The 14,178-nt window shown below is 45.5% G+C and carries 9 protein-coding genes; 2 read left to right on the top strand and 7 right to left on the bottom strand.

Annotated elements, in window-relative coordinates; genetic code table 11:
- Positions 1–121: 121 nt before the first annotated feature.
- From J2736_RS01615 to J2736_RS01595, 5 genes are all read right to left on the bottom strand, one after another.
- A complete protein-coding gene (locus J2736_RS01615) occupies positions 122–2,380 on the bottom strand; it encodes a helix-turn-helix domain-containing protein (RefSeq protein ID WP_310222879.1) in 2,259 nt (752 codons plus the stop codon).
- 148 nt (positions 2,381–2,528) lie between these two features.
- Positions 2,529–4,082, bottom strand: coding sequence for an extracellular solute-binding protein (locus J2736_RS01610; RefSeq protein WP_310222877.1), 1,554 nt, complete (start codon positions 4,080–4,082; stop codon positions 2,529–2,531).
- Between the two features lie 64 nt (positions 4,083–4,146).
- A complete protein-coding gene (locus J2736_RS01605) occupies positions 4,147–5,019 on the bottom strand; it encodes a carbohydrate ABC transporter permease (protein WP_310222875.1) in 873 nt (290 codons plus the stop codon).
- Between the two features lies 1 nt (position 5,020).
- Complete coding sequence (locus J2736_RS01600) at positions 5,021–5,878, bottom strand: ABC transporter permease (RefSeq protein WP_397340207.1); 858 nt, start codon at positions 5,876–5,878, stop codon at positions 5,021–5,023.
- A gap of 246 nt (positions 5,879–6,124) precedes the next feature.
- Positions 6,125–8,152 carry an MGH1-like glycoside hydrolase domain-containing protein gene (locus J2736_RS01595; protein WP_310222871.1) on the bottom strand — a complete coding sequence of 676 codons (2,028 nt, stop codon included), beginning with the start codon at positions 8,150–8,152 and terminating at the stop codon, positions 6,125–6,127.
- Between the two features lie 340 nt (positions 8,153–8,492).
- Here J2736_RS01595 and J2736_RS01590 point away from each other — a divergent pair, with 340 nt between their 5' ends.
- Positions 8,493–8,822, top strand: coding sequence for a hypothetical protein (locus J2736_RS01590; protein WP_310222869.1), 330 nt, complete (start codon positions 8,493–8,495; stop codon positions 8,820–8,822).
- On the top strand, positions 8,765–10,930 hold the full coding sequence (locus J2736_RS01585; RefSeq protein ID WP_310222867.1) for a WG repeat-containing protein: 2,166 nt from the start codon (positions 8,765–8,767) through the stop codon (positions 10,928–10,930). Before J2736_RS01590 ends, J2736_RS01585 begins: the two co-directional genes overlap by 58 nt.
- Before the next feature lie 64 nt (positions 10,931–10,994).
- Here the strand turns inward: J2736_RS01585 and J2736_RS01580 are convergent, their stop codons facing one another.
- Positions 10,995–11,891 carry a DMT family transporter gene (locus J2736_RS01580; RefSeq protein WP_310222865.1) on the bottom strand — a complete coding sequence of 299 codons (897 nt, stop codon included), beginning with the start codon at positions 11,889–11,891 and terminating at the stop codon, positions 10,995–10,997.
- Positions 11,892–11,920: 29 nt separating this feature from the next.
- The gene (locus J2736_RS01575) at positions 11,921–14,161 is read right to left on the bottom strand and encodes a hypothetical protein (protein WP_310222864.1); all 2,241 of its coding nucleotides are present in this window, start codon (positions 14,159–14,161) and stop codon (positions 11,921–11,923) included.
- Positions 14,162–14,178 lie beyond the last annotated feature (17 nt).

Genomic DNA, 14,178 nt, shown 5'->3' with positions numbered 1-14,178 from the left:
CTGATTCCTTTAGATATTCGAGATGTACATGTAAGTTCCTTTTCAACTATACCATCTGGAACTTGCATGAACAAAAAAGAGCCGCCGCAAGGCAAGCTCCATCACTCTCACTTACTATCCCCTATTTGTTCAAAATGTTATCACGATATTGGCCAGGCGTCGTTCCCTCCAATTTACGAAAATAACGGATGAAATTAGCTGGCGTATTATACTTCAGCTTCTCCGCGATCTCGGATATTTTCATATCCGTTTCTAACAGCCATTGTTTGGCCATTTTCATACGATAATCCGACAAGTAATCACTGAAATTAACGCCCGTTTCCTTGCGGAATACTTTGGTCAAATAATTCGGGCTGTAATTCATTCGGCGTGCGCACACTTCCAGTGAAAGATCGGTATCGAAACCAGTCTCTATCATATGAATAATTTGACTGGAAATGCTTTGGTACTGCGCATCCAGCTTATTTTCCAAGTGAATTAAGAACGGAAGCATCACCATATCTAGAAACCACCGTTCCACCTCGCTCACTGTTTTCAATTGAAATAATTGAATAAATAAGGTCTGTTCATCGGGGTATAGACGTTTAGGCAACACGCCTGCATCTTTGACAGCCTGAAGCATTTGCACGAGTAGGCGGACGAAAGACATGAAATATTCTTCATGCGTGCGCTCCTCGACAGCAAGTGTCGTGATGAATTGATGAAGACAGCGCGTTGCCTGCTCCCGGTCTGCAAGCTTCAAGGCATCAAGCAGCTGCCGCTCTAGGGCATCCGGATAACTCAACTGCATGCTCTTCTCCGGCTGTACATCCTCAATGAATAGGATCGACTCTTCTCCCAGGTTCATCCGATACTTCAATGCTTGCAACGATTCGCCATAGGCATGACGGATTTGCTTCATGTCCGTAATCATATGGCTGAAGCCAATGCTCACTTTCAGCTCCAAATAAAGATTAATCATTTGCATAATGTGATGTGCCGCCGTGTCGAGCTGATTCTTGAACAGCTTAGGATCCGTTTCAGCCCCTCCTAGCAAAGTAACCTGCGAGTCCCCCATGACGACGGGTGGCAGCCTCTGCTCAGGCAGGAAAAGCTCGGAAACGATATTATTGATAGCGAACAGCAATAGATCTTGATCCTGTTCTTCAAAACGTGTATTGGCTAACGTATCGATTTGGATGGTCATGACACACATGGTGTTCCATGCGGTCGGATGCCCGAAAGCTTCCAGCTTATCCTGAGCTTCCGTCCTTGCCATGTCGCTCTGGAAGAGTTTGAAAACGAAATATTCCCTCATTTGCCGGGACTGCCCCAGAACCTCCTCTAGAAGACTTGTCTCCCTTTGCATGAGTCCTCGGAAACGTTCATTGATAAATTCAAATTCATCGATGGCTGCATCCGCGCCTACGGTTTCTGGTGAGTTGCGCACGACTTCATATAACTTACGAATTGGTTTATACATCTTCCTTGATCCCAAATAAGCAATGAGGAAGGCGATGAGTAAAATACCTAGACAAATATATAAGGTGAACCATCCTATGCCCTGGGACTCCTTGTTTAGCTCATCGATGGACACCACCGACAAATAAATCCAACCATTATAATCGGATTTACGATAACTGATCCCAACGCGCTCCCGTTCCGAACGGGCCGTGTAGAAGCCCTGCTCAGCTGCAGGTATATTCTTGTCTTTGCTGATCGCTAATTCTTGAAACTGCTTGCCCAGCAGTTTAGCGGCATTGCCTGCGAAGACGACTTGCTCATCGTCCAGAAGCAGTACGTTCCCCATAGCCGTATCCCTGCTTATTAAGTTATTGACTTCATAGATCGGAATTGTCATGATTAGCAACCCCGACGGGTTGGGGGAATAGGCTGGAATTTTCTTAATGAGTTTCATTCCGGTAAAGCTCGTCGACCAAAATGAGGTTCTAGGATCTTTCACCCATCCCTCATAATGTTCTATAGATTTCGTATCCAACATGGACAAACCGGTTTCATTAATGGACCATTGGTTGGTTATGCTTATAAGTTCCATGCCCATTGTACCGAGCTCATTGCTTTGCAGCTTGCTCATCGATTCGAGAAGACTTTTCACCTTCTGAACGTATCCATCCGTACCGGCTAATTCTCCCTTAAGAGCGTCGATAACGACCGGTTGATTCATATATTGAATAGCCGAGTAATCAATTAGCCTCAGAAGCTGTTCAATTTGTGATTCGGTCTGTTTCAGCATGTGCTGATTGCTCTCATTGACCTTGGCTTGCACGGCATCGGAGGCCTGATAATAGGAAAAAGCACCTAGAACCATTACTGGAATCGTCCCTAGCAGCAGTGTAAACCATATGAGCTTGGATAAAAAGGTAGATGCACGTAATTTCATAAACAAGCCCCCGCTGTCCTAGTACTCACCATAACTTCATTGGTTTCAATCTGTTCTTTACTTCTATCAGCAAAAGCGCGGAAATGTCAATAAGATCAGCGCTTGATTCCCGAATTCATGCGGGAACAAGCGCTGCTTTTCAGCATCCTTATTTTTGCTGAGCCTTTTTCTGTTCCGCTGTAAATTCCTCGATGATTTTATCGCCGCCTTTTTTAAGCCACTCTTCCGTGACCTTGTTAAAGCCAGCCTCATCGATCTCGCCCATAATAAAACGAACACGAGCATCGTTAATCAGTTTATCCAACTCTGCGCCAAGCTGCGTTTTGGTCGGGGACAGAAACGGCTCAATGACACTTGGCACCGCGTTAGGCATCCCTTCTTCATACAGCTTCTTCACTTTTTTCCCCATATCGGGTTCTGTGGGCCAAGCCAACGTTGAAGGTGCAATACGAAGCTGTCCTAGATCACCAACCTGATCTTTATACAATTGCTCATTGGTGAACAAGGGATTGCCGTTCTCTGTTTTGTAATGAACGCCTTCTACGCCCCAAGCAAACGTTTTCAACACATCGTCTTTCAGATTATTCTCAAAATAAGTTAAAATGTCCTTCAGTTCGGCTTCTGTCTTCACACTGGATTTAGGGAACATGAATACGCCGGAGTAGCCTGAATTCGCTGGTAGTTTGACTCCCTTCGGCCCTTGCAGACCGATGACGAAATCCATCTTAGCTTTCGGATTTAATTTGTACAGATCCGCATGCTTATTCGGAGCGTCATCAATACTCGCTAGATAAATACCGGCTTTTCCTGAGTTGATATTTTCATGCAATTTCGTTCCTTTGATGGCGCCGAAGTCCTGATTAATCAACTTCTCATCATACATTTTTTTGAGCAGTTTGAGCGAATCCATGTATTCTTTGGTCATAAAGTCAGGAATCACCTTACCGTCCTGCACGCCCCACTGATTAAAACCACCTAGCGCTGTGACAAGGACAAGACTCGCATCGGTAATCAAATTATCATCCGTCAAAGTCAGACCGTAAGTATCATTCTTACCGTTCTTATCGGGGTCGTTCAATGTAAATGCTTTGGCCACATTATAGAGGTCATCTACCGTTTTCGGCTGCTGCAGACCGAGGTTATCGAGCCAATCCTGGCGGAAAATAATCCCCTTTCTAGCAAACGGACGGTCACGGTAAAGCCCGTATATTTTACCATCTACAGAGATATTGTTGGCGATCTTGTCATTCCAATATTTCTTGATATTCGGAAAATCCTTGAGGTAGGGTCCGACTTCCCAGAAAGCACCGGAACGGACGGCATTAATAATCGCCGAATTCTTGGTGTCTAATACGACCATCACTTGTGGAAGTTTACCTGAGGCAATGGTCACATTCAGCTTATCATTGTAGGACGCGCCAGGGACGAACGTGATATCCAGCTTGCTATTGGTCTGCTCCTGAATGGCTTTAAAAGCAGCGTTCGTATCATCTGTAGCCGGTGGCTGCTGGCCATAGAAGGGAGACATCATGCTGAATTTGATCTGCTTTTGAGCCTGAGCGGTGCTAGTACTCCCTGGTGTCGTCTTCGCACTTTCACTTACGGGATCTCCGCCTCCGCAAGCCGCTAATACGGATGCCATCATGACTGTCGTGCAAGTAACCGCTAACCCTGTTTTCAATTGACCCTTTGTTTTTCGCATACAAACCCTCCGCTATTTCATTTTATTGTATAGAAAGAAAGACGACCTTACCAGACTTGACCGTCTAACCTTTAACCGAACCTAGCAAAACACCCTTGGCGAAATGTTTCTGTAAGAATGGATACAAGAGCAAGATGGGCACAGCCGCTACGACGATAACGGCATACTTGATGCTCTGAGGCGGAGCTGCAATTTCCGAAGCTGCGCTGGCATCCGTAAAACCGCCTGCCGATAGCAGCACAATTTGGCGCAGCCATACTTGAATGGGCCACATTTTCGCATCATTGATGTACATAATGGCCGTAAAATACGAGTTCCAATGCCCCACCGCATAAAATAGCGCAAACGTAGCCATCGCCGGTAAGGATAACGGGACAACGATTTTGTACAGTATCTGTAAATCATTGCAGCCGTCCATTTTTGCTGATTCTTCCAAACCCTCGGGCAGCTGCTGGAAAAAGTTTTTCAGAAGGATCAGATTGAACGCGCTGATCGCCGATGGGATCCACAGAGACCAATATGTGTCTAGTAATCCAAAGGTTTTGACAACGAGGAAAGTGGGAATCATACCTCCGCTGAAAAGCATGGTAATGACAATCAATAGCATGAATTTCCCCCGACCGCGCAAAGTTTTGCGTGCTAACGGATAGGCCATCAGCGTTGTAAGCAGCAAATTAATTAGTGTTCCTACAACGGTAATGAATATAGTGATGAATAAGCTGGTGTAAATGATTTTGGTTGAAAAGATAAATTTGTAGGCATCTAATGATATCTTCGTAGGAAATAGTACAACCTTCTTGATAAGCAGTTCTTCCGACGCCACAAGCGAACCGGATATAACATAAATGAACGGCAGCACCGTAATGACCGCAACGATACCAAGCATCAAATAATTGACGGCATCGAACGCTTTACTGCTTAAGGTACGATCTCTCATGCTAATAAACCCCTTCCTCACCATATTTCTTAGCCATTGCATTTGCAGAAACGACCAGAATGAGGCTTACGAGAGATTTAAACAATCCCACCGCCGTACTGTAACTGAATTGCGCGTTAACCAGACCAGACGTGTACACGTACGTATCAAACACTTCAGCTACTTCCCGGTTTCCTGAATTCAACACGAGGAATATTTGCTCGAACCCCGTATCCAAGAAACTGCCTAATCTCAAAATAAGCAACAAGACAATTGTCGTTTGGATGGCAGGTAACGTAATATGCCAGAGTTGGTGCCATCGGTTAGCCCCATCCATGCGCGCTGCTTCATACAGCTGCTGATCCACGCCTGAGAGTGCCGCTAAGAAAATGATCGTTCCCCATCCAGTTTCCTTCCAAATGACTTGCGAAGTAATCATCGAGCGAAACCAATCCTTACTTAACAGGAAATTAATCTTGTCCCCGCCGAAGTAAGCAAGAGCTTCATTCACAATACCCCCTTCAGTTGTAAAAAGGGTATACGTCAGCCCTGCAACGACGACCCACGAAATAAAATGCGGGATATAGATGATGGTTTGCACGAATCTTTTGAAAAACTCCTTCCGCACCTCATTTAGCATCAGTGCTAAAATAATCGGCAGCGGAAAGAAAAAGAGCAGATTGTAGACAGCCAGCACAAGCGTGTTTCTGAACAGTTTCCAAAAATCTGGATTCGTGAAAAACCGCTGAAAATGCTGCAAGCCCACCCAATGACTTTTTAAGATCCCCGCAAACGGTTGATAATCTTGAAAGGCAATGACCACACCTAGCATCGGCAAATACTTAAATAAGATGAAAAATAATAAGCCTGGAATCAGCATGCAATAGAGCAGCTTTTCTTTATTGATATCCAGCAATAGCTGCTTCAGATATCCTGGTTTGTGTGATGTGCCCACTGAGGTCGCATGCGACAGCACGCGCTTTCTCTGGGCTGTTGTTCTATTCATCAGTCAGTCACATCCTCCAACAATCGTTCACTGCCTTCATGTTAGTTGCCTCATGTTGTTTCCGTCGATATTCATTTCGTTGCTAGTTCCAAGCGATATTCATTTTCTTCCGTGTCGTTGTCATCTGCTATCCTTTGGGAAGATATAGATGGAAGGAGCTCCACTATATACGGGTTCACCATTACAAACGATCGTGCAATGGTTCGGCTTCATAAGGACGTCAATCTGTTGGTCACGATAGCGATATCCGGTAATCGAGACACTTCCTTCATGCGGTGGCTGCGGGAATATTTCCAGCGAGCCGTCCAACTTCGGTTTGATGCCCGCCATGCCAAACACCAGGGCTTCCGTGCCTGTGAGACCCGCTATGATATTCCCCCGCTTATGGCTCGGAACAGTAGGTCGGTCGCTATAGTGCTCCTGTGGGAAATACGGCAGATGCTTGCCCATCCAGAACAAACGCTTTAGAACATCCCACGCTAACTCGGGCTGACCTTGCTCCCACAACGTAAGCGCGAGCGTCGGACTCTCACCGGTATAGCTGCCCCCACCAGACCAATCGGGGTCATTCAATTCATAGTGCAACGTATCTTCGGCAGATATACTGCTTACACCATAGGGCCCAAGAAAAGTACCTTCATTCAGATGAGTTAATAAAGCCTTGGCCATATCCGCTGTACAAACGCCCATTCGTAATGTATCGAATGCCTGAATCGTGTACACCCGCTCTACGTGCCCATTCGGGTACCTGCACAGAAACCAACCATTCTCTGGATCCCACAAGTGTTCCCGAATCGCTGCACGAATACGGCTCGCTTTGTCTCGCCATGTCCCTGATTCTTCGTGTCCAAGACGGTCTGCCATGTCGGCCAAACGATCATAACACCACGCTCTTTCGGCGTTCGGGCTGGATACGACATGCTCATGGGCAGCACTCCTCATTTCGAGCAGATTGTGCTGCTTGCCGTAATCCAACAATTCGCCCCAGGCCGGTAACCTTTCTTCGTCGTGAAGCAGTAGATTTTTCAGCAAATCATATAGTTCTAATCCTTCGCCATACTGAGTCACATTGCACCAAACTAAATTGTAGAAGGACCAGAGACTGTAGGAATATGGAACATCCTTCCCCAGCCCACTAGGGGCAAATCTCGAGTGCCGCTCAATGCCGCTACGCGCCATCATGTGCGCCAGCTCGATCACTTTGTCACTTCCCAGCATCAGTCCTAGTATCCGAGCTGCATAACCTCCTGTATCCCACGGATAACAGCATATTCCGGCGCCTTCTATCCCTGCCACGACGGGAAAGGGCTGCATAGCAAAGTCAGGATGCTCCCATAGACAGATCAAACCGCTGACAAGCGAGCGCCGATAGTAATCTTCAAGCCCGGGAATGTCACTACTTAATTGGGGGATAGCCTCACAGTACCGCTGAATCCGATTCTCCCAGACCTCATGCGTTCGCTGTTCCCATGTCGCTAGACTTTCATCCCTACTTACAGATTCTCCAGCCTTCGTCAGCAGGATAGCTGCACGATAGACCGCCTCTTCCCCAGACCCTACAAGATCAGGTCCAATTTCTTCCTGCAAAAGCGTAACCCTAACTTGATCGTTCTCCCATGTACCCGCTCCAATTTCGTGCACTTGTGCCCCCATCGAAGGATGGCCGAAATCCCAATCGTTCAGGGATTGGAGGCTTGGATGGCCTGGCGTAACGTGCGGAAACATGTTCAACTTCATACTGCGGTCCGTCCGATTTACGACCCGAACTGATAACACAAATCCAGCACGATCCGCAAGCGGAATAAGTGAGCTTCGCACGGAGAGTGAAATCAGACGATCTTCCACGTAGTAATGGTACGTGCCTGTCCGTTCGATTCGATCCGGTCGCCACTTGGCTCCTGCGTACAACAGACCACAGTCCCCTTTTCCGCGGTTTCCTGTATCACTCACGCGATGTCCGTCCGCCGTTAAATCAAGCAGCATCTCCATATCTTTGGCGGCAAACGGTGGTGAGAATAACCCGCTGACACCAGCAACCGTACCCGCAATTGGCGCAACTGTACTAAATCCACTGCCTACCCAAATGTGATTAGTTGGAGCCACACTAGCACGCAAATCGAATGCAAAGTCGTTCAAATGATAAGTCATGTTTCACCTTTCCTTTTCCTCTTACAGTCAGTCGTTCATAGTCGTATTCGATGTATCCAATTCTCTAACACTCGTCGACCTCCTCATCTTAAAGAGCGAACTCTGTTTCCGTCGATATTCATTCTGTTCGTTCTTATGCTTTAGACCCGTAGCCGGTAGTTAGATATGCAAAAAGTAATCATCAACTGTTGTTACATTGTCATTTTCTGCTGGGATCGTTTAACTAACCTTCGAAACAGAATGTTCCTTTCCCTAAAATATGGAACATTCTACGACAATTAATGGTATAGTTAGGTAGAATTACATCCAAAATTCTACATTTTTTAGGGAGAGATGTCTTTTGAGTAAGAGATTACTATGTTTACTAGCTTTGTGTTTATTTATGCTCTCGTTTGGTACTGCCGCTTATGCGGAATCAAGTATCGAAGTCAAACATGGCAGTATTATCTTAGATTCGCCGATGGTAACAGGAGAAATAGATCATAATGACACATCTTCTGTCATCCTCACTAAAGACGGTATTACGATGATTCCTACTTTCGTGCTGAATAAGTTACAAAGCCAAAGTCTGGAGACTCCTTTATTGTTCACCGAAAAAATAACGCTGTCAGTATGTGGGATCTCCGAGATGAGATTGAATATACGTTGCAAGTTGGTTCGAACAAGGTAACGAAGTTAGACAAGAAGCATGTAAAACTTGGTGAATTCACGTTATCAACCACCGTGTCCGTTCATTTAGAAGGCGACATTATTTTTATTCCTATTGATTTCTTCCAACTTCTCGGCTTCTCCACAAGCTATGACAATGGAAAAATAGTGAAAATCGACTTTACTCGGAAGTCTTCATCCGGCAGCGGAAGCTCATTGGACGAGGCAGCTTCTCTATTTCCTGTCAAGATAGGACGCAAATATGGCTTCATGGATAAGAGTGGGTATCTGAAAATACAACCGAACTTCGATGGCGCAAGCCCTTTTTCTGAAGGATTGGCTGCCGTGAAGGTAGACGACAAGTGGGGATATGCAGACACAACAGGAAAAATCGTGATAACTCCCCAGTATCACACGGCATCTGCGTTCTCAGAGAGTAAAGCCATTGTGAGTTTGGAAGATCAAAACGGCGTCAAATTCGGCTACATTAATAATAAAGGTAATAAAGTGGGCAACATCATGTACGAGTTTGCGCTGCCTTACAAGGAAAATTTCGCACCAGTCGTAACAGGGAAATACTTTGCCTTTCTCAACCGCGATGGCTACATTCAAATTTATAAAAGTTTTGAGGACGCTTCGTCCTTCTCAGAAGGATTAGCTCGAGTAGCCGTCGCTAACAAATACGGATTTATTGATAAAAGTGGCTCCCCTGCTATTCCTTATCAATATGACAAAGCATCAGATTTCTCCGAAGGACTGGCTGCTGTGAGTTTGGATGCCAAGTGGGGCTATATCAACATAGAGAATACAACAATAATTCCCCTGCAATTCGAGGATGCTTCTCCCTTCTCAGAAGGATTGGCTGCTGTTAAAAAAGGTGGCAAATACGGCTTCGTCGATCCGACCGGGAAGATTATTATTTCCCCTCAGTTTGAAAAGGCTGGATCTTTTGAGTCGGGCTTCGCTCCTGTGCAGCAATCCGGGAAGTGGGGATTTATTAACAAACAAGGAAATGTGGTCGTACAGCCTCAATATGACTTCGCGTACATAGAACGTGGAGGAATGTTTCACGTACAGAACAACGGAAACAACCTGTATATAGACCATCAAGGACGTTTCATTCAACCATTGAACGAAAAAGGCGAAGAAATTAACCTTGTTAACGTGCAAGGTAAGGTGATAGAAGTGAACGGAAACCTATTAAATCTGGAAGTACCGCCCGCACTTGTTGATGGGAGTACACTTGTACCTCTGCGTCCTATTCTAGAGAGTTTGAATCTCAAACTGGATTGGAATGCAGCCAAACAAACCATTACAGCATCCAAAGATGGTTTGACGATCTTGCTGCAAATCAATCAATCTACCGCTACTGTAAATGGTCAACAGGTCGCTCTGCCCGTGCCGCCACAAATCATTAATGGCTCTACCATGGTACCTGTCCGTTTCATTTCTCAATCCGTTGGCGCACAAGTCGACTACACTCCCTATTCGCCGGTAGAATTCGATGTTGACTTATTTACTAGCCTTAATATTACGAATAATAAAGAGATCCAGGCATTTTTTCTTGCTAAAGAGAATTATGAAGAAGCTCAACTGCACGGAGCTGCCGCCACGGCTGCAGCGGAGGAAACCTTGTATAGTACGGGAGAAGCACTATTGGATGTACAAGATAATCTGCTCAAAGAAGTCGATTATAAATTCGGTAAATTGATAGATGCAGCTCCTCAAAATGCAGGAGTATACATTCAATATGCCATTCTTTTGAACGAGCTGGGTCATTTATTCGAGGACAATTCGATTTATGGTGCAGCCAACATGATTGCTACGGAAGCTGGAAAAATTGATCTCAAAGCATTCCATTTTTATCAGCTATATGAGGCAGATCTCTATGGGGATGACGCAGAAATTGATAAGAAATATCAAGTTGCTGCTGCAGCCGACCCTTACATCGTTTTGAATCATGTACTTAAAAGCGATCATTACTATGAGGCAGGGCTAGCTTTTAGCAAAATGGATAGTACGAAAGATTACGCCATCTATTGCTTGAAGAAAGCAGCAATGCTTGAAGAAGCAACTATTGCGAATAAAGCTAAGCAACTGCTAGCTAGTAAATATAAAATTCAACAATGAGGAATTTTCCATATTTAAATCGAAAACGGAGCTCGCACATTGGCGAACTCCGTTTTTATCCTTTTTAAGACACTAAATCCCGCTCCCGCTTCACTTTCTTCCCTCTTTTATGCGAAGTCACCAAAGTCACACCAACAACCAGAACAACAGAACCAACCATCTGGGCTAGGTTAACGCTAGTTCCTAACAAAAGAAAGCCAACAAGCATAGCGATGAAAGGTTCTAAATTGATATACGTGGCTGCTCGACTTGCCCCAACCGCCTTCACTTGGTAAGCCCAAATCAGTGAACATATCGCCTGTATGACAACTGCGGAGAGCAGAAGTAATCCCCATGCCCATAATTGTTCACTAGCATGAATGACAGGTTCAACCAGAATAACGACGGGATATAGCATGCTAGTGCCGACCGCTGTGCTATACACGGTTATGACAAATGGATTTATCCTGTTCGCTATTTTCTTCGTCTGAATAATCGAGACGCTAAATGCAACCATGGAGATGAAAATCATTCCGATCTCCCTGTTTAATTGAATCCCTTTTCCAAAACCAATGACCAAATAGACACCAAACAACGCCAAAATGGATCCTAGGGCTATTCGCACGGTAATGGGTTCTTTCAGAAAAAATGCGGCTAGAATAGCAGTTGTCATAGGAACCAATGCGATGATTAATGCAGCTGTTGTCGCATCTGTTTCTTTTAAACCAATAAAGAAGGTGCCATGATGAATGAGTACAGCGGTGATTCCGAGTGGCACTAGTTGCTTCCAATCCTTCAGGCTCACGCGGACTAACTTTCTTGTAAAGAGACCGTAAATCAGTAAGACGATAATAGATAAGGTTAATCGTAACGCGGCCAGCAACAAAGGGGAAAACTCCTTTGAAAGCATGGAAGCAAACACAAAATTGCTTCCCCAAAGAGTTACACAAAGCAAGAGCAATCCGTCTGCCCGTTTCAACACTTCCACCGTCTTTCCTACAGGTAACTAAACTATTCAATCATTGATTCAGCCGCACGCTCTATACGAATCGCATGGTACAGTCCGATGTAATAGCCAGATGAAGCAGGGTCTTTATCAACTACCTGGAAGGAAAGTGTATGTTTGCCTTTAGCGAGCAACGTTTGACCTAAGGAAATTCGCTTGACCGGGATGGAGTCGTCTGTATCACAAAATTGGTTAATCGGATCACCAAAGGAAGCACCGTCTACATAGGCATGTACGATTCCCCGATCCCGTCCCATGGTATAATCCACAAACAGTTCCACCTTACACGTGTCATTAGGCCACTGGAATTCCATTTCAACATGCTGTCCCAACTCAAAAGCTTTACAAACCCTACCTTTGCCAATATGCTGTTCCGGCTCAAACGACAGTCCACCTGTGTGCCAAGGGAACAAGCTTTGAACCTCGTACACATAAACTTGAGATTCGATAGGGTTCATTTCTTGCTGCACATAGGCTTCCGGCTCAGGCCATGGACTATCCAGCACTTGCGCTTCTACTTCTTCTGAAAATGGAAACAGCAGTCTTGCTCCAAAAGAAAGAAAGTTTGCGCTAGTCATCGGCGATTGTAAAGATAAGGGCAGCGTATAACTGTGGAGTCGATCGCCATAGCTTCCTGTTGTTGATCGCACACAATAGAATTCGCCTTTGACATCCAACCAGCATGCCAATTCGCTATCGGGATTCTCTGCCTCACTCCGGTTAAAATTCTGCTCGCAATGAGCCCAATAACAAATGCGATAGGTTTCCCCCGTCTGCAACTCAAATGGTAATTCAATGCCTTCCTTCAGCTGTTTACTCGTAATTAGAAGCGTTCGGTCTGCATCTGGATTAGACCTCCAGTCGGACGTATGGACATCTGGCGGCAGCAATCGGCTTACTCGAATAGCTACGGTGTCTGGCACAGAAATACCAGCTGCAAGGTTATCCTTAAATTGAACCTTATGTAACGATGGGCCACTTACATGGAAAAAAGTGCTGAACATCAGCGGATTTCCCGGTGCTGGCTCACCATCGTAAACTTTTGCCATTTTCAAATACGCTTTGCGCTGAAAAACCCCGGACATAGCGGCGTATTTGGCCTCCATATCAGACAGACTTCGCACGAAAGGAGCGATATCCGCACCAGCTTTGTAGAGATACACCAACGCAATCATGGCACATACGATACAGACAATATCATGAGATTTGTATTTCCGTTCGTTCATCGGATTCTCGGCTCCATCATAGAACCATCTGCCGTCAGTCTCCCACTCTCGGATTAAATACCATACTAACCCCCGAGCGTATTCCAACAGTCGTCCCTTCGTTAAGGGATCCGATTCGTAGTATCCGATTTTTGCAACGGCCATCGCAACTAACGCGACGACATTATCCGTCGCATCAACGACTGGATTGCCCACAGATTCCCCTGTCGGATTATACTCGGTCCAATAATAAACGCGGCCATTCCAAACACCTTTATGGAATCCGTACCGGGGCATCTGCTTCATAACAAACGTTCTCGCGTCCTCCAAATAATGCTGGGTTCCGGTTCGCTCATACATGTTGATGTGAAGAGAAGCTATCGCTGAGCATACGTGATGATCGGGCTCGTGAAGGCTCCACTGATAGCCGTATCCATCCAACCATGCCCAATCGAATACATAATCCCAACCTCCAGCCCAGTCGGGACGCGGGGATGACGCCTCAGGATAGAACTGTTCAACAAAATCGTTCGTTCCGTCATCTTTCCAGCGTGTAAATCGAAGAAAGGCAAGAAGTTCTTCTGCACGATGCCAGAACCGTTGATCTTCCGTTAAGACGAAAGCAGGCAAATAATCCTGCAAAACATAGTCATGCATGCGTCTCGGATAATAATGAGAGCTGTAGGTGAGGGTTTCCTTGTCATGCCCCGTCATGAACGGTCGAAATGGCATGGTATCATCCATAACCAGTCGTTCCTGTACGGGTTTTCCTAGCGCATTCGAGACAACTGGCGTATCCATATCCCTTTTCACCGTATCATTCGCTACTTGGAACGTCACATGTTTTTCTTCCATTTCCGTTAATCCCCAAAAAAACGAGCGAAATAAAGGAACCTTCCATATGTTTGTAGGGGGTGATTGCAATGGGAGAACAGGCAGCTTGCTCCAAAATTCCTCTGAAGAAAGAACCTCATTCATATCTTCCACATCGTACACCAAATAGGGTTCGCCATGCGCGTTCTTTCGTAATGAACTCTTCATTTTCATCCCTCCACTTC

Origin of the sequence: Paenibacillus qinlingensis, from assembly GCF_031455095.1 — a bacterium.
In the GTDB taxonomy this organism is placed as follows: Bacteria; Bacillota; Bacilli; order Paenibacillales; family NBRC-103111; genus Paenibacillus_E; species Paenibacillus_E qinlingensis_A.
The sequence above is the reverse complement of the archived record's forward strand: the minus strand, read 5'-3'. Positions and strand labels throughout refer to the sequence as shown.